Raw genomic sequence first — 15903 nt, 5'->3', positions numbered from 1 at the left:
GGCCATCAATCATAAAAACATCAGGGATCTATACCCTCAGAACTTCAAAAACAATATGTAGACCGCCGGACGGATACGAACGCTGATCGTTCGCTTGCTTACCCCTTCGGTGTAGAGTTTGAATAATCGTTTTATTTTTCGCATTTCTATTCGTTGGTTAGCCATGATCTTTTTTTCGCTAAAAAGATCACTTTTAACTCACAAATAGAACCGATCTATGCGTGGTGCACTTTGCTCCGCCCAGGGTGGTTCACTTTCATCCGACTCCAACTGCTCAACTTATCCGACGTTTCCAATATATCCATAGGAATAATGATAATGACCAAAAATTAAATGGGATTGATAACTGAGAAAATATATCAATGATCCTTTTTATGATACTTTCTTTTTCTTCATCTGAATACTTGACAAGTAATTTGTTTGTCTGTGTTCTAATAGTGCTCCTGGAAATAGGATGAATATAGGCTTTGGAAATAGGCTCTTCCTTAATTTTGAAGTTATCAAAGTAACTGGCTTGTGTTTCATCAGAAGATAAAAGAAAATAGTTTACTGCTCCTTGCTCCTTTAACTGATCTAGTAACTTAATATGAAAAGAGTTATCAGGATTAAAGTCATCAATAATAAATTGAATTTTTGATCTCATGATCAAAGAAGCGGCTTTAGAAGTATTCACATCAAACATTTTCCTGAATACTTCGATCAAATTGAATGAAGTTTGGTTACTAAATTGGTGTAACTGCAGATAAATAGGTATAACCTTGTAATCTTTGAAATTTCTTAACAGTTCTAGTCTAATTTTATGAAGTAGGGTTGATTTTCCTGATTTATCTTTGCCATACAATACAGTATTACTTTGAATGAGTTGAAGGAGTTCAACTTTGTTTGCTTCATTCTTTTTCTTTATATATTCAGTTGCAGATTTGTCATACATTACAGGATCTGTAAAAAGATCATTAAAATCATTTGACTCTGATTCATCATGTATTAGTAGATTATTAGCTTCAAATAGGCATTCATTGTAATATCTTCTGGTTTCTTTAAGAATCTTGATTTGTTCCGATTTTTCTTCTTCTACAGGAATGCTAATTTTTTTATTTGATGTGTTAGTGAATATGTTATCACTTTTTGCATAGGTAAAGTTCTGAATATTCACATCAAAAGTATCTGTTTCTATTTCAACAACTGAAAACCCAATAGTACTACCATCATCACCAGACATAGTTGCTGCAGAAGAAAGCGAAAGCATTCCATAATCATGGGTAATATCTATTGATTGTTTTCTTTTATGATAGTGGCCTGAGAAGCAAAGATGAAAATTTTCAAGAATTGTATCTTCTATCAAATACTTATTAAAGCTTTTCAAATCTTCTAGTGGGTGATGAATTATCACAATCTTAAAACCACAGTCTCTCAACTCATCTATAGCTTTATTTACAACACGACTTGGAATTAGAAGATGACCAGAATGATTTCCAATAAAAGACCTCCACGATGTGTTAAAAGATACGAAACCTATCTTTTCAGTTTGATGGGTTCTTTTAAATACGTGATAAAGTTCTGATACTACATCTGAATCATTGTTATAATAAGCATTTACGAATTGATGATAATTTTTAGAATTAGCATAACTGAGATTGAATTGAATATTGTCCTCGACAAAGTCATCTAATGTTTCATTATTATTAATTTTGTCCACATACTCTTTAATAGCAGTAATCTCTTTACCAGCCTCCATATCATGATTACCAGCGCAAATTAAAATATCTCTTTCATCAATATTTAGTGTTCTGCATATTTCATATAAGAACAAGTTTTGGACTTCTTTGAAATCCTCAATCTCTTTACCTGAGTACACCAAATCACCAGAAAAAACCACATAGTCTATTTTTTTTTCTTTAGATATCTCTCCCAATTTTTTAAGTAGTGAAGGGAACATTCTATCAACCTTGCTTTTATATTTTTTTCCATAATGAAAGTCAGTTAAATGGAGTATTCTCATATTATAAGCAGTTAGAGAGAAAGTATTTAATTTTTTTATATCTACTGTTGTGGCACTACTTTTTCACAAGCAAATATTGATGAAGTTATATATGTTACACTGTCTATTTATCAAAATTCAAATTTGTTAAAAAGGCTGTTCTTATTATATCACTTTATTAGCTTACCTGTTTCTGATAATTAGAAAAAGGAAGATTTTAAATACCCTTGAGATACATAGTATTACCCTCTAAATTTCTTCGTATTGCCTCCTAATATAGTAAAGAAATTGTTTTAAAAAATCTGAGTAAAGTTAATTTCTATAAATCACGGTTGATTTACCCTTGTGTTATGAAAGTAGGTAAGGTCATAAGATGAGACAGGTAATAAAAATCAAAAGTTATACTTTAAATCACAGTGAAGCGAAAAACTTATCATTTCAAACATTGAGTCCAAGCCTCGATAGGTAACATTCCTACTGCGTCCGTCAAACCAAAGGTCATGAGCGGTAGTCCGGTGAAGTGCAGGCGGGATTGAAAAAGATTGGCCTATACTTGTTAATGGGCGTTTCGTTATCTAAGGTTTAACCCATCTTCTACTAAAGTTTTTACCCACTCAAAAGCTTTGTCTGCATCGTAAGTTATACCAGGACGCAAAAGCCCTTCCAGGTCACCGGTGAAATCAGGATTTTCTTGTTTTTCTTCCAGATTAAGCAGGAATTGTTTTGCGGTAGGTGGCTTACCTACTACAAATGCCATATACTCCTGATAACAATGTATAAGCTGATCTCTGTCAAAGGCAATATGCTGATCTGCATAGAATAAGTCAAAGAGATCTCTGCCTTTGCTTCGCTGGTATAATGCCCTGAGTTTGGTGCCTAATAATTCGTTAATGTGATAGGTAGTAATTTCAGCTTTTCCGGTGAACCAATCACTGTTGACCTCAAAAGGAAAAGATTGCCACTCTAATACATTGAAATGCTCCCTGCAATTGATCTCTATTTTTAAGCGCAGCCGTATGTCCGGTGCATACTCAGCATAAAAGCGGTAGAGCAAAGTATTGTTATTGGCTTTCACTTTCACCACTCTTTCTTCTTCAAAAAAGTCGATAACCTCTCCAATCCGCTTCAAGATAGGCTTGATGGGGCCTTCTTTGATCTGCACCAGATCAATATCTTCGGAATACCTTGGGGCAGGGTTCAGGTACAATTTATGCAGGGCGGTACCTCCTCTGAAGGCCAGGTTTTCCCTAAGGAAATCATCTGAAAATAAAGCGACCAGTGTCCGGGAGATGATCAGGTCCTGCTCTACCTGTTCATTAATACTCCAGGGAGCATGATCTTTCCATTGGGCTATGTATGGTTTAGGAATCATAAATCACTTTCAAGTACTATGTTTGCATCTATTTTCCAGCGGTTACCTGTGCTGCCGGCTTTCTGCCCTTTACGTGGACTTAGCAGGGTAGAAAAAAAGTTTTCTCTACTAAGGTGATCAAAAATCACCTGTGCTAATTCTTTGCTCAATTCTATTTCCTCCAACAGAAAGCCCATACGCTGTAACACACTTTTATTATGGTACCAAGTAAGCAGCTCTTCTACGTCCTTTTTCTCTAAAGATTCTGAAAGTTCTTCTAAAATAGCCAGCATCCGGTTTAAGCCACCTAACTGATGTTGGTTTTCAATTAAGTCCGCAAAGGTGAGTGCCGGAGAGGAAAGCTTGAAATATCCTGCATCCGATTTCTTTTGTATGATGTTTTTATTCGGCCAGTTCAGGCTATTGAAGAATCTGATCTTGATATTTCCTTTATTAATATTTCTCAATGCCGGGGGCACGGTAATAATATAATCCTGCTGAACCCTTTGGTGTGCTGCACCTAGATAGGCTGCTGCTGAATAGAAGCCGATATAATAGGGTTTCTTTAGAAATTTGAAGAGCTTCTCTACATATAGTTCAAGGGGTAATTTGCCGTAATGCTGATAACGCGGAGGAATGATCAGATAAAATCCTTTCCGGAGGTTGATGACCTGCTGGTCAGAGGAAAGCCTGGCGAGCTCTTTTCTGACCGAAGATTCTGGAGCAGCCGTCTTTTGCAGCAATTCCTCTGTGGAGAAAGCAAATTCCTCATAAGATTGTAGTTCTCTGATAAATGCTGCTACGCTGCCCATAGTTTGGTTTTTCGTTGCGAAACATACCTATTTTTGGCGTATTTCGCAACGCAAGACTAATAATGTTTATTTTAGCATAACATACCTATGAATTTTCAGATGTTGTTTAAGTATACTTCATAAAAAAATAATTGTACTTTTAAAATATTACTCTACAGAATTGCTTAGAAAGAAAAGTAATTTTTTGCCCTATTATTTGCTATAAAAAAGAATATTTTTACTATAATTATCTATTAATCAACAATTTATAAATAATCACTTTAAGTTATTTATCCATATTTAAAGCTATTTGATACTTTGGTGATAATTATACTTTTAAGAGAAACATCAAAATGACACAAAGTCTATCAAACTTAATGAACTCACCCCTAGCCTTGGTTGCCCTTCTGTTGTGGGTATTGTTGCTATTTCTGACGCTCCAGCAATGCCAGAAGTGGGCAAAGACCAGTCAACGTGAAAAAATTTTCTATCAAAATCACTCTTCTATTCCCATTAAAGAATATAAACTTTCTGAGTTTGTGGTACATGATGTAGTAGATGATAAGCCAAAGCTGATCCTGAATAAAAAGCACATGAAGCCTAAGCTTGATCCGGAAAAGCAGATAGAGCGCTTAGCTACCCTTAAAAATGCATGGGATATATGATCATCAAATAAAGCTTTTACTCATTCATTTTTATACACCAAACCCTTTTTACTTATGCAAAACTTGTATGTTGTTGTCAAAGCTCGTGTTACACGATTTGCCGCACATTTGTTCCGGAGCAGGCCGCTGATGCTGCTCATGTTATTTGTCTTTCTCTCTGTGCAGCAGTCCTTTGGACAGGCCATGGTTGAGAATGCCATGAACAGCATCAAAAGCTGGATTGTGATTATTCTAAATGTCGCATTTCTGATTGGTATTGCGATTGGGATATTCAAAGCTGCCATGAAGTTCTTTACCGGTTCTCCCGACAAGGTGGAGTTCATGATCGGGATTGTGATTGCCATTGCCCTTTTCGGTGGTTTTCAGTTCATCGTAGATGACCTGGCCGCATTCTTAGGAGGAGATATTTTACTGGATGACACCCAAGGCTAATGAAAACATTCAAATCCATTGAAAAGAAAGCCCAGATTTTAGGACTACCCATGCAGGATTTGTTTGCCCTGCTTTTTGGTTTGTCCATTGCGATGGTGCTGGGTATTATGATCAACTTTTTTCTGCCGGTATCCAAGTACTATTTCTTCGCGGTACTTGCGGTGACCATAGTAACTTTCTTTCTTTTAAAACCCATCAACTTGCGAAATCATCCCAGTTTTCTTTTTTCCCTGCTCTCCTATCGCTTTTTTCAACCCAAGCAGTTGGAGGTATGGGAGAAAGGGAACGGAAGACCGTGGACCGGATACCGGAGGTAAACTATTTTCATGATTCATTCACTAATCAAAAATGATTATCAAACCTATTAAGAAAAAATCTAACTATCTACGAGATAGGCTGCCCATCTTTGCTTTGGAAGAAGATAAGGTCATCTTCAAAGACGGAAGAGTAGGCATTGGCTTTCTTGTTTCCGGGGCTCCATTGGAGTCCTGGACCGAAAGTCAGTACAGCCAGGCAAATGATGTGCTCAGCCAGCAGCTTAAAATGCTGCCAGTAGGCACTGTAGTACAAAAGACTGATATCTACTTTGACAAAGAATATAAAGTAGATAACATCCAGAAATCCGCTTATTACGAAGCCAAACTGCATGAGCATTTCTTTGCTCGTCTTACACTGCTGCATGAGAGTTATTTGTTCCTTTCTTTTCCCAGCAGGGCTAAAGGTAAACTAAACACTACCTCCTCCCACAGGATCAACCCAGTCAGTAGTATGTTTGCTTATGGAGGTTCAATTCTCAAAAACCCTTTTAGTAGCATAGAGGACTTACTCAAAGAAGCTGAAAGCCTGGCAGCCTCCTTTATCAAAGGACTGTATAGCTTGAAAGACGTATCATTTAGCAGATTAAAAGAAGAAGAGCTCAATACACTCTATCTGCGCTACATCAACCTTTCTTTTGATACGCCCTGTACTTCGCTCAACCGGGTGATCTACAATGACTTTTCAGCACTGGCAGTAGGAGAAAAGAAAGCCAATGTTATTACGATGTGCGGGCAGGGCAGTGAAGTCTTTGCCAGTGTCAAGAATCACTACGGCGTGAGTAGTCCGTATACTTATCAACTATCGCAGTACATGCAGTTTCCACATGTGGTAACGCAATGTCTGCTGGTGGAAGATACGGAGAGAGAACTCAAGAACCTGGACTTTGAACGAAAACTCAATGACTCTTTAGAGTGGCTGACTACCCAGGATCATGAGCTCAAAGCCAGGGAACTGGAGGAGTTCACTGCTTATGTCCGCTCAGGCAATACTGGTTTGGTAAGCCTTCATCAATCCGTGATGGTTTTTGAAAGTGATGAGCAGTTGAGAAAGTCTTATGTGGAGCGGACAGTTTCAGCCATTCGTCAGCTTTATGGCGCAGAAGCTGTTGTAGAGAGTTATGACACCGCTAACCTTTTCTTCGCTTCACTTCCAGGAAATGGTTTTCAACATTATCGTTGGTTGATTACCTCCGCTGATCTTGCTGCATGCTACCTGCACTTTATGAGTAACTGGAATGGAAATAATTCAGGTGATTACTTGTGTGACAGATTCGGCAATCTTTTGCAGGTGAATCTTTTCAACACCCGGCAAGCCAACCAGAACTGTGTAGTCATTGGCCCATCCGGATCAGGCAAGTCTTATACCATGGGAAACTTCATTGCCCAAAGACTAGAGCGAGGAGCAAGACAGATCATCATTGACAAAGGTGGTACTTACCGCAATGTGATGTATGCGCTGAACCTGCCTACCGGACAGGCAGGTGGTAAACAGTTTGACGAGACTTACTTTGAATATAGCGCTGAAAAGCCACTGGTTTTTAATCCTTTTTTATTAGAAAAAGACAATGAAGGAAAATATTTGCTTACTGCTGAGAAGAGTAACTTTTTGATTGCGGTACTGAGTACCATCTGGAAAGGAGGAAGTACAGATGGATCAGGAAAGCAGGATCTTACGCCTGCTGAAAGAGCGATCTTCAAGATGATTCTTCCCCGCTACTACCAACATCTGGATGAGAACCCTTCATCCTATCCGGGGATCAATTCTTTCTTTCATTTCCTTCGGCAGTACCATAGACTGCATGAACAGGAAGAAGAGTACCGCTCAGAAATCAGGTACTTTGATATGGAGCAGTTCTTAACCGTCTTGAGACCTTTTGTTTCAGGAGAATACCGGCAGGTGCTCAATGCAGTGCAGGAGATCAGCATCAGTGAGCACAACTTAGTCTGTTTTGATATGGACAAGATCAATACTGATCCTGTCTTGTATCCGTTGATAACACTTTTGATTACAGAACTGGCACTGGATCAGATCCGAAAATATCCTGAAGAGATCAAGTACCTCTACCTGGATGAAGCCTGGTCCATGCTTTCAGGCAGTTTACAGGAATTTATCAATGAACTCTTTAGAACCATTAGAAAGAACAACGGTTCAGTATGCATCATAACGCAAGGGTTGGGGGAGATCAAAAAGTCCAGCGTAGGAGAAGCAGTGCTCGTCAATGCCGATACCAAGATCATCCTGAAGCATCAGGACAAAAGGTTAGTGAGTGAACTGGCATCACATCTTGGCTTTATTGATCACGAGATAGAGCTGATCCACTCCATGCGGGTAGAGAAGACATTTAGGGAACTCTTCATCAAGCAGGGAGAAGAAGCCAGGGTCTTTAGGTTAGAAACCTCTCCTCATCTGGATGCAGTACTTTCTTCCAAACCCGAAGAGCGGAATTTTCTCAAAAAGCTCATTGAGCGCTATCAGGGGAATCTGCCTTTTGCGGTCAATCAATTTGTAGAAAACGCTCAATCACAATGAATAATCTATCTGCAAGCACTGAGTTTTTAGCAGCGGTCAATACTTTGCTGGAAAGAACCTTAGGTATTGGGCTGGCGATGATTCCGGTCTTTCTGTTGATTGTGATGTTTAATCAGGTCTTTTCTGCACTGGTGTTCTCCCAGCGTTTTCGGCTGGGCTTTCAGCCTATAGTCAGAGGTGTGGTGCTGTGGATTGGGCTTGCTTTCTACTCAGATTTTCTGGATGTGATCAGTGCTACGATTCAAGCGATTTCAGATTACATCGGACCGGACAGAACCTTTATGCAGAAGCTTGCTGAGATGTGGAACCTGCTCTTGCCGGGAAGCCAGAACGGAGAACTGCCCAGCAATATGGAAGAGTTGTATGCATCCTTCACCCGCCTCATGCAGTTTGACCTGGTCAACTGGCTCCTGGCTTTGCTGGAAGGCTCTTTTGTGCATATCGTAAGAAAGGGCATTGAGCTGATCCGTCTAGTGCTGCTGGCTTTTCTCTACATCGTAGGGCCACTAGCGATTGGATTGTCAGTCATACCTGGCCTGAATAGCCTTGCCATGAAGTGGCTGCAAAGTTATCTAACCGTGCAGTTCTGGAGTGTTACCCTTATCATTCTGGATACACTGGTATCGGAATTCAACAGCCTTTACTTCAATGGCTATTTGTTTGCTGATGAGTTAAGCACCACCAACTTTGTGCTGGTCAGTCTGGTGATAGTCATTCTCTACTTTATGGTACCCCATCTGACAAGTTACATCATCGGTCATTCACATGCGGCTGTCTTTCAGAGCAGGGTCTTTAGCACTGCTATGTTAGGCGCAGGTTTAGCGTATCAGAAGGGAAAGGCCGTGATGTCTTCCAGTAAAGTGGTAGTCGGCACAGGAGCAGCCGGTAGTGCATCTGCCAACGCAGGTGCACAAGCAGCCAGATACGCTCATCGCAGAAAACACTGATTTACTAAAACCTAATATCCAAATTTCTAACCCCTAACCAACATGTCAAGCGTAAAAGACTTTAATAAAACCTTCAAGACCATGCAGATGCTAGCGGCTGTCAGTATCCTGGGCTTTATGATTTCTACTGTGATCTATATTATACAATACAGAAAAGTAGAAGAGTATTACCAGCAGCAGACTTATGTCATTACCTCCTGGGGCACTTTTCCTGCCAGCTACTATGACGGAAGAAAAGTATCCCGTATTGAAACCCAGAATCATGTGGAAACCTTTGTCAAGCATATGTTCGCCCATAGTGCAGAAACTTATTATGAACATATCAACTATGCTTTGAACCTCATTGATGAAGAATCCGGCAAGCGGATCTATCATGACTTTGAAGAAGGAGAAGTACAGAAAAACTACGTCCGCTATGGTTCTCACACGGAGGTCAAGCTGGACTCTGTGGTACTGGATATGAACACCCTACCCATTGAAGGAAAGTTCTATGCGCTACAAGAGGTGCATATTGGAGACAATGTCCGGACGCTACCTATAGCAGCAAGCTTCAAGGTAGTCCAAGCCTACCGTCATGAGAAGAACCCTTATGGCCTTTTGCTCACTGATTTTGACTTTATCGCCTACTCTCGTAAAGAAGAAAAGCAACCATGATCAAATTCAGTTTAGTATTCGTTTTGTTATTGGCAACTACTTTAAGTTATAGTCAGGATACCATTTATGTATCTGATCAGGCGAAGTCCTATCTGCTCTTTGATGAAGCAGTAAGCCTGGCAGATATTGGTAACCCTATGCGTTTTCAAGCGGGTATAGAAGGTAATGCGGTGATGTTAATCGCAAAAAAAGATAGCGTCCCTCCTACGCCATTCTATGCAGTAGTAGGAGATCAACCTTTTCAAGGAGTGCTTATTTTTCAATCTCATCCCCAGGCCTTCTATGACTTTAGAAAGAAGTCATCAAATCATGAAAAGAGGATAGCTTTTGAGAAAGAAGAAAGATTAGAGTTTCTCCAAGAACAGACAGATCTTCATTATACTGGCAATAAAGAGCACGGTATTAGTTTTAGGCTGGTAGGCATATTGCATGATCATCAGGATACTTATCTCAAGTTCAGGGTGAAGAACCATACTTCGGTGGTATATCAAACTGAGTTTATTGGTTTTGAAAGACTCAAGAAGTATAAGAAAGGCTTCTTTGCCAAAACGCAAGTAGCCCACTTTCCGATTACGGAGGCTGAAGCTTGGCAGATCCAAGATATTCTGCCCTATTCCTCGGGTCATCTCTTCTATGTACTGCCGCTACAGGCACTGGAAAGAAGGGAATCTATCATCGCTACTTTAAGAGAAAAAGGCGCTCGCCGCAGTATCTCGCTCAAGCTTCCGTATCAATCATTCAAACGGGCGGATTTGTATTAGTGGATGGGAGTTGGGGATTAGGACTTGGCCTTTAGTGTGAAGCTAATCTTTAGAACTGTAAAGTTTCTTTCAATCTCTAATCCCTAACCACCAATCTCCAAACTCCAAAAACACTATGGACTTTAAAGACAATATTGATGAAGCGCATATCAATGCTGAAAAGCTTCGCTTTGAGGCTCCCAAGCCTGCCAAAAGCTGGAAGGACAAAGTATTGCGATTCCTCTCAAAAACCTGGCTGCTTTTCATTGTTGGAGCAGTAGCAATATCAATTACAGTACTTCACTTTAAGGGTAAGGATATTTTACAGGCAATACGACTTACTCCCCTGCCTATCTTTGGTTGGGAAGAAAGTATTCAACCCAAAGCATTACCTGACAAAACCGAGGTCTACAAAGAAGCCCTTAAACAAGAAGAAAAAGAAAGAAGGGAGGATATCTCCCAACAAGCCAAAGGTTCAGTCAAGTCCAAAATAACAAAGCCTGACTGGAAGATGATTAAGCAAAGATCATCGCTTAAAACTGATTCTGTTCAAGCCATTGATACAACTAAAAAGGATAGCATCCAGCCAAAGTCTCCAGAAGCTGATTCATTCAATAATGGGAACGCTACATCAAAGAAAGTTGAGGTAATGAGAAAAAGAAAAGTAGCCACTACAGCAACTCACGAAAAAAAACCTGAAGGGCTGACTGCTGAATACCAGAGCAAATCAGACAGCCAGGATTTCTTTCAAGCTGTAAAAGTGAACCTGGCCAATACTTCTATCCAAAGCTTTACTGCTTGTGTTATACATGGAGATCAGGAGTTGGGTAACAACGATATGTTAAGCCTGCGCTTAACAGAAAGCTTGTCCATCAATGAGCAGCATTTTCCGGCAGGAACAATCATGTACGGCTCAGCAAGAATCGCCCAAAACCGAATCCTGGTGAGGATTTCCAGGATATTGCAGACACCAGTACAACTTCAGGTGCATCATCATACTTTTCATGAAGGTATTCAATTGGACGAATCACAAAGTGTGCTGGAAGAAGCAGGCCAACAAAGCCTTTACCGGGAGGGACAGCGGTCGGTAAGAGATATTCCTTTGGATATTGCCGCTGAACTGGGACGCAGTGTCCTTCAGAAAAGTAGAAGAAGGCAAACTACAGTATTCCTGCCTGATGGTCTTCCTCTTTTTGTTGCTCAAACTATAAACGATCAATAGCATGAAAACTTCTAAGTTTTACCTCCTCCTCTTAATATGGTTTTGCTTGAGTACCGAGGTTTTTGCTCAGGGTATTCCGGTGATGGATGTCACGCATATCGCGATGACAGTAGCCAATAGTCAAATCCTGAATGATCAACTGGATAAACTCAACGAACAGGTCATGATATCCTACCGCATTGAAGAAAAGGTCGGTGAAATCTACGACCTACAATACAACTACCAGGAATTCCTCAAGCAGGCCGAAAGCATACAGGAGCTTCAATGGGCCAATTTGGAAAACAGTGAAGCCCAGGCTTTATCCATAGCCACCTCCATGGATGCTTATGTACCAGGCTTTGATGGCATTGAGAGACTCAAAGATGCTTATCAAAACCCTGAAAACGAAAATGGTGCTATGGGCTTATACCAGGAGTTAGATGGTTTTGGCGCAGACAATCTACTACCTGCTAGCCTGGATGCCCTGCAAACCAGCCTCTCGACGCTCTCGGTGAATCGTGCTGCCTTTGACGAGATGGCTTACAAAAAGAAATTACAAGTGGCCTTATCTTATCATGAGATGGCCCAGGACCTCCTGGAAAAAGCTGAGGAACTCAGTCAGGCGCTGCTGGTCAACGAACGCTTTTCCATGACAGAAGGAGAAAGGCTCAGCAGCATCAAACAGGCCCATGACTATATCCTGCAAAGCATAGACTTGAAGCTTCAATCCGATCAACTGATCCTGGAGGTGATGGAGGCGGCAAAACAAAGCAAGACTGGCCCCATCAAACAGTACGAACAGCAGTTGGAACGAGAGGTACTTGCCAATACCCCACTTTATTAAAACTCATGTCAATAAATTTCATTTCATATGAAGCTCATCATCTTACTTAGCCTCATGCTGTTGCCGATTCATATTATCTATGCTCAAATCTCAGTGAGTGATCATCTCTTACAAGATGAATTGGCTGAACAGGTAAACCATGATACCAAACAGGCAGCCATACTGGGACTTATCCAACAGCTGACTGAGCAAAGCATGGATACGGTTTCAGCGACTTATCAGTTACAGGCTTTTTATCAGGCTTACTTAAAGCAGGCTGTAAGTACTGCTTTACTGCGGATTTCTGACTTGGATGAAGAAAGTGAAAATACACTTCAGGTATTGCAGGCTTCTTCTTACTTAGAGGAGTATTCTTTTGCCAATACACTTGCTGAAATTTACCATGCCCAGATAGAACCCGCTCACAAAAGTCAGCTCCTTTTTGAGGAGCTTATTCCCTACGATGAGTCATTGATGCTGCCTGAGCTTAGTAGTTTTGATGCGGATCAAGAGCAAAGAAAGCTGAATCAATTCGCACTTGAAGAAATGAGCTATAAACGAAAGCTGCTCCTGGCTAAAACCTATCAGGATCTGGCAGAAAGTAGACTTGAAAAAGCCCAGGAGTTACAAGTTCTGTTGAAGAGCGATGACGCTTTTTCAATGACTGAAAACAAAAGACTAGAGACTTTGAAAAGGATGCAGGAGTACTTTCAAAGTAGCTTAAAGCTAAAAACCAAAGCGGATCAACTGATACAAAAATCCGCATCTAACTCTTTTTCAAAGGCTTACTCAATAGAAGTATTTGAGCATCAATTGGAGCGAAAAATTCTTGAAAAAAGTACTTTGTTTCAGTAGTAAATATTACTATCATGCACTTGAAATTCAGATTTTTCACGCTACTTTTTATACTGCCTTTTGCCCTCCGGGCCCAGCTTATCATGGTCTATGATAGCAAGGCTTTAGGCAAAAGTGTGCAGGATTTTGCCATGAATGTAGTCAAGCAACAACAGTATCAAAAAACGCTGCAGCACAGCGAGAGTATGCTCACACAATACAGCAGTATTGAGGCTTTACAAAAGGAAGTACTCCATCAATGGAAGCAGGCTGAATCAGTGAGAGACCTGCATTGGAGTGACCTTACTAAGTCTATCTATTTGGCTGATGAACTGGTCAATGGGATCAGTCAGTCAGACATTGAAATAGACATCATCATAGGAGAGCATCCTGTTTTAAACAGATCAATAGATGAAACTTATGCTGATTTATTTATGGCTAGTTCTGCTGAAGCTTTGGCAGTTGACTTCAATAATTTTCAAGAGGACAGTAAATCCTCAGATGAGCTTATCAGCAGTTTTTCCTATTATGCTGCCCAAAGAATAACCTATGCAGCGGTAGCTTTTCAGTACCTGGCAGACGACTTTATACGCAAAGCGTCTGAAATGAATGAAGTATTAAAACAAGCAGATCGCTTTTCCATGACTGAGGCTGAAAGAATAGCACTGCAAGCGTATAGCGAGGAATATCTTTTGACTGCTGAAACAATGCTAGAGCGATCTGATGAATTTCTCTTGCAAGTCACTAAAGATCCTGAAGCTATTAATGATGCTGTCCGGCAAAGAAAAAGCCTGGAAAGAACTCTAATATCTGATACATCAATTTTTTAACCCTTTACCTAACCTTCGCTATGAAACCCAACTATGCTTTTTATCTACTAGCTTTTACTACAATTGCCTCATGCCAGTCCCCTGAGATGATCATTCCTCCTGAAAATGAAATGAAAATCCTGCTGCATCAGAAAAGATGGAAGGTGGTCTCCATGCAGGCGGAAAGAAAGAGTGACGGCAAAATACTGGATTGGTACAGTCAACTCCCTGCCTGTGTTAAAGACAACATCTTCATCACCGAAGCTCCTGGTACAGGAGCAGTAGGGCAATTGAATGGTGAAGAAGGAAACACAGTATGTCAGGAAAATGACCTCACCTACATTCCACTCATCGCTGGATGGAAGCTTAACGATCAGCACACCATTTTCGCAGTATCTCTTTTTGCCTCCGGCCACCGCATGCTCTATGGTTATGAAATGGAAGAATCCTATGCTGATGAAAACTGGATGGTGGATGAGCTTAATAATGAGTTTATGCAGATCAAGGTAGACAAAATATTTGATGAAAAGGCTTATACTTTTGTGTTTAGGCTTGCTGTAATGCATTGATGGTACCTTAGGATGTTAACCTAAATCGTAATTATTTGACTTTAAATTTTTATTGGCATAATGATAAATATTTAGCAATTACATCTATTAGTCTTAGTAATAAGCTTTTGCTCGGAATTAGGCTGATATTGATGCAGTGGTGTGCAATGTTCTTTAACTGAAAAGCTTAGCGGAACTCCCTGGTGGTCAAGTTCAAGATATAGACATTCAAAAAATAAGTTCCTCAACTTTTCTCTACCACGCTGAATACGTGACTTAGCTCCTGACAAAGAAAGTCCAAGTTTGTTAGCCACTTCCTGTTGTGGTATTTCTTCAATATCGCTCATCATTAAGGGCTCTGCATATTTAGCAGGAAGCATACGAATCATTCTGGGGATTAGTGGAGCAAGGAGTTGAGAGAGTTCTTCTCCAGTCTGTTGTTCGGCCTCAAATGGTAGTTCCTCCAGACTTGTGTTTTTCCTATTTTCGCGGAAATAGTCATTCACGGCATTTCTAGTAATTTGAAATAGCCAGGCTCGGTTGTTCTTTATTTTAGGCAACTTTTCACAATGCCGATGTACCTTTAAAAATATCCCATGCAAAACATCTTCACTCTGTTGCCTGTCTTTAATCCGCTTATTAATAAAGCCTAGCAGTTCTTTTTCGTATTCCTGAAATACAGGAGCGACTAATTCACACGACATATGTTCTATAATTAATTTGGAGAGGAAGACTACCCTAAGCAGGCTTCCTGTAATAGTTATACATTTTCTGACACCGGGATACAGCAAGACTTACTTTCATTGGTATTTGTTTGGGAAGTACCATAGGTTTGAAAAATTTCCCATTCTACGCCTTGTGGATCTTCAATCCAGGATTTATGTGATTTGGCATAGCAGCAAACCGTATCCCCTTCTTCAAACTTTTTACCCTCTATTTGATCCAATCTACTGTAGAGTTCTCCCAGTTCTTCTTCAGTATCAACCTGAATACCCAAATGCTCAATACCTTCATTGGTATCGGATAGAGAAAGAGCAAAGTTTACTTTTGGATCTTCCAGCATCCACTTAGCATAATCTTTTTTTATCACTGTAGGTTCTCCTTTAAAAAGCTGGCTATAGAAGTTGATAGATTGCTCTAAGTCTTTCACTTGAATGTTAACGTGTAATCTTTTCATGATCATTTTATTTGTTTCTATAGCGAAGACTTAGAGCATGTTTAAATTTTGAAAAGAGCGGGTCAATGAATAAACTTTAGGTTGACCAAAACTTAAAGATTTATGC

General features: G+C 40.1%; 18 protein-coding genes. 12 read left to right on the top strand and 6 right to left on the bottom strand.

What is annotated here, in order from left to right; genetic code table 11:
- Positions 1-36: 36 nt before the first annotated feature.
- The 4 genes from WJR50_RS33255 to WJR50_RS33240 form a co-directional block, all read right to left on the bottom strand.
- Positions 37-165, bottom strand: coding sequence for a hypothetical protein (locus WJR50_RS33255; protein WP_341297640.1), 129 nt, complete (start codon positions 163-165; stop codon positions 37-39).
- Between the two features lie 109 nt (positions 166-274).
- The gene (locus tag WJR50_RS33250) at positions 275-1999 is read right to left on the bottom strand and encodes a metallophosphoesterase (RefSeq protein ID WP_341297639.1); all 1725 of its coding nucleotides are present in this window, start codon (positions 1997-1999) and stop codon (positions 275-277) included.
- A gap of 550 nt (positions 2000-2549) precedes the next feature.
- On the bottom strand, positions 2550-3350 hold the full coding sequence (locus WJR50_RS33245) for a nucleotidyl transferase AbiEii/AbiGii toxin family protein (RefSeq protein ID WP_341297638.1): 801 nt from the start codon (positions 3348-3350) through the stop codon (positions 2550-2552).
- The gene (locus WJR50_RS33240; protein WP_341297637.1) at positions 3347-4141 is read right to left on the bottom strand and encodes a type IV toxin-antitoxin system AbiEi family antitoxin domain-containing protein; all 795 of its coding nucleotides are present in this window, start codon (positions 4139-4141) and stop codon (positions 3347-3349) included. The genes WJR50_RS33245 and WJR50_RS33240 overlap by 4 nt, the downstream gene beginning before the upstream one ends.
- A gap of 356 nt (positions 4142-4497) precedes the next feature.
- Between WJR50_RS33240 and WJR50_RS33235 the strand changes: the two genes are divergently transcribed.
- From WJR50_RS33235 to WJR50_RS33180, 12 genes are all read left to right on the top strand, one after another.
- A complete protein-coding gene (locus tag WJR50_RS33235) occupies positions 4498-4785 on the top strand; it encodes a hypothetical protein (RefSeq protein WP_341297636.1) in 288 nt (95 codons plus the stop codon).
- A gap of 54 nt (positions 4786-4839) precedes the next feature.
- Positions 4840-5217 (top strand): hypothetical protein, encoded by a 378-nt coding sequence (locus tag WJR50_RS33230; protein WP_341297635.1) that lies wholly within the window; start codon positions 4840-4842, stop codon positions 5215-5217.
- Positions 5217-5534 (top strand): hypothetical protein, encoded by a 318-nt coding sequence (locus WJR50_RS33225; protein ID WP_341297634.1) that lies wholly within the window; start codon positions 5217-5219, stop codon positions 5532-5534. The genes WJR50_RS33230 and WJR50_RS33225 overlap by 1 nt, the downstream gene beginning before the upstream one ends.
- Before the next feature lie 31 nt (positions 5535-5565).
- Positions 5566-8064, top strand: coding sequence for a VirB4 family type IV secretion system protein (locus tag WJR50_RS33220; protein ID WP_341297633.1), 2499 nt, complete (start codon positions 5566-5568; stop codon positions 8062-8064).
- Positions 8061-9011 carry a TraJ family protein gene (locus tag WJR50_RS33215; RefSeq protein WP_341297632.1) on the top strand — a complete coding sequence of 317 codons (951 nt, stop codon included), beginning with the start codon at positions 8061-8063 and terminating at the stop codon, positions 9009-9011. The genes WJR50_RS33220 and WJR50_RS33215 overlap by 4 nt, the downstream gene beginning before the upstream one ends.
- Before the next feature lie 42 nt (positions 9012-9053).
- A complete protein-coding gene (locus WJR50_RS33210; RefSeq protein WP_341297631.1) occupies positions 9054-9665 on the top strand; it encodes a hypothetical protein in 612 nt (203 codons plus the stop codon).
- A complete protein-coding gene (locus tag WJR50_RS33205; protein WP_341297630.1) occupies positions 9662-10426 on the top strand; it encodes a hypothetical protein in 765 nt (254 codons plus the stop codon). The genes WJR50_RS33210 and WJR50_RS33205 overlap by 4 nt, the downstream gene beginning before the upstream one ends.
- A 115-nt stretch (positions 10427-10541) precedes the next feature.
- A complete protein-coding gene (traM, locus tag WJR50_RS33200) occupies positions 10542-11627 on the top strand; it encodes a conjugative transposon protein TraM (RefSeq protein WP_341297629.1) in 1086 nt (361 codons plus the stop codon).
- Position 11628: 1 nt separating this feature from the next.
- Positions 11629-12450 carry a hypothetical protein gene (locus tag WJR50_RS33195; RefSeq protein ID WP_341297628.1) on the top strand — a complete coding sequence of 274 codons (822 nt, stop codon included), beginning with the start codon at positions 11629-11631 and terminating at the stop codon, positions 12448-12450.
- A 27-nt stretch (positions 12451-12477) separates the two neighbouring features.
- Entirely contained in the window at positions 12478-13284 is an 807-nt protein-coding gene (locus WJR50_RS33190; RefSeq protein WP_341297627.1) for a hypothetical protein, read from the top strand.
- A gap of 14 nt (positions 13285-13298) precedes the next feature.
- Positions 13299-14093: a hypothetical protein gene (locus WJR50_RS33185; protein WP_341297626.1), complete on the top strand. Its 795-nt coding sequence runs from the start codon at positions 13299-13301 to the stop codon at positions 14091-14093.
- A 20-nt stretch (positions 14094-14113) separates the two neighbouring features.
- On the top strand, positions 14114-14641 hold the full coding sequence (locus WJR50_RS33180) for a hypothetical protein (RefSeq protein WP_341297625.1): 528 nt from the start codon (positions 14114-14116) through the stop codon (positions 14639-14641).
- A gap of 71 nt (positions 14642-14712) precedes the next feature.
- Here WJR50_RS33180 and sigZ read toward each other — a convergent pair whose 3' ends face one another.
- Positions 14713-15324, bottom strand: a complete 612-nt coding sequence (gene sigZ / locus WJR50_RS33175) for an RNA polymerase sigma factor SigZ (RefSeq protein WP_341297624.1) — start codon at positions 15322-15324, stop codon at positions 14713-14715.
- A 56-nt stretch (positions 15325-15380) separates the two neighbouring features.
- Complete coding sequence (locus WJR50_RS33170) at positions 15381-15797, bottom strand: ArsI/CadI family heavy metal resistance metalloenzyme (RefSeq protein ID WP_341297623.1); 417 nt, start codon at positions 15795-15797, stop codon at positions 15381-15383.
- Positions 15798-15903 lie beyond the last annotated feature (106 nt).

It is taken from the genome of Catalinimonas locisalis, from assembly GCF_038039535.1.
GTDB lineage: Bacteria > Bacteroidota > Bacteroidia > Cytophagales > Cyclobacteriaceae > Catalinimonas.
This window is presented reverse-complemented; position numbering and strand designations above follow the sequence as displayed.

Coding starts and splice junctions, on each gene's coding strand:
- traM (WP_341297629.1), top strand. CDS start 10,542: ATGGACTTTAAAGACAATATTGATGAAGCGCATATCAATGCTGAAAAG.
- WJR50_RS33210 (WP_341297631.1), top strand. CDS start 9,054: ATGTCAAGCGTAAAAGACTTTAATAAAACCTTCAAGACCATGCAGATG.
- WJR50_RS33185 (WP_341297626.1), top strand. CDS start 13,299: ATGCACTTGAAATTCAGATTTTTCACGCTACTTTTTATACTGCCTTTT.
- WJR50_RS33190 (WP_341297627.1), top strand. CDS start 12,478: ATGAAGCTCATCATCTTACTTAGCCTCATGCTGTTGCCGATTCATATT.
- WJR50_RS33195 (WP_341297628.1), top strand. CDS start 11,629: ATGAAAACTTCTAAGTTTTACCTCCTCCTCTTAATATGGTTTTGCTTG.
- WJR50_RS33255 (WP_341297640.1), bottom strand. CDS start 165: ATGGCTAACCAACGAATAGAAATGCGAAAAATAAAACGATTATTCAAA.
- WJR50_RS33180 (WP_341297625.1), top strand. CDS start 14,114: ATGAAACCCAACTATGCTTTTTATCTACTAGCTTTTACTACAATTGCC.
- WJR50_RS33230 (WP_341297635.1), top strand. CDS start 4,840: ATGCAAAACTTGTATGTTGTTGTCAAAGCTCGTGTTACACGATTTGCC.
- WJR50_RS33205 (WP_341297630.1), top strand. CDS start 9,662: ATGATCAAATTCAGTTTAGTATTCGTTTTGTTATTGGCAACTACTTTA.
- WJR50_RS33215 (WP_341297632.1), top strand. CDS start 8,061: ATGAATAATCTATCTGCAAGCACTGAGTTTTTAGCAGCGGTCAATACT.
- WJR50_RS33170 (WP_341297623.1), bottom strand. CDS start 15,797: ATGAAAAGATTACACGTTAACATTCAAGTGAAAGACTTAGAGCAATCT.
- WJR50_RS33250 (WP_341297639.1), bottom strand. CDS start 1,999: ATGAGAATACTCCATTTAACTGACTTTCATTATGGAAAAAAATATAAA.
- WJR50_RS33240 (WP_341297637.1), bottom strand. CDS start 4,141: ATGGGCAGCGTAGCAGCATTTATCAGAGAACTACAATCTTATGAGGAA.
- WJR50_RS33245 (WP_341297638.1), bottom strand. CDS start 3,350: ATGATTCCTAAACCATACATAGCCCAATGGAAAGATCATGCTCCCTGG.
- sigZ (WP_341297624.1), bottom strand. CDS start 15,324: ATGTCGTGTGAATTAGTCGCTCCTGTATTTCAGGAATACGAAAAAGAA.
- WJR50_RS33220 (WP_341297633.1), top strand. CDS start 5,566: ATGATTATCAAACCTATTAAGAAAAAATCTAACTATCTACGAGATAGG.
- WJR50_RS33225 (WP_341297634.1), top strand. CDS start 5,217: ATGAAAACATTCAAATCCATTGAAAAGAAAGCCCAGATTTTAGGACTA.
- WJR50_RS33235 (WP_341297636.1), top strand. CDS start 4,498: ATGAACTCACCCCTAGCCTTGGTTGCCCTTCTGTTGTGGGTATTGTTG.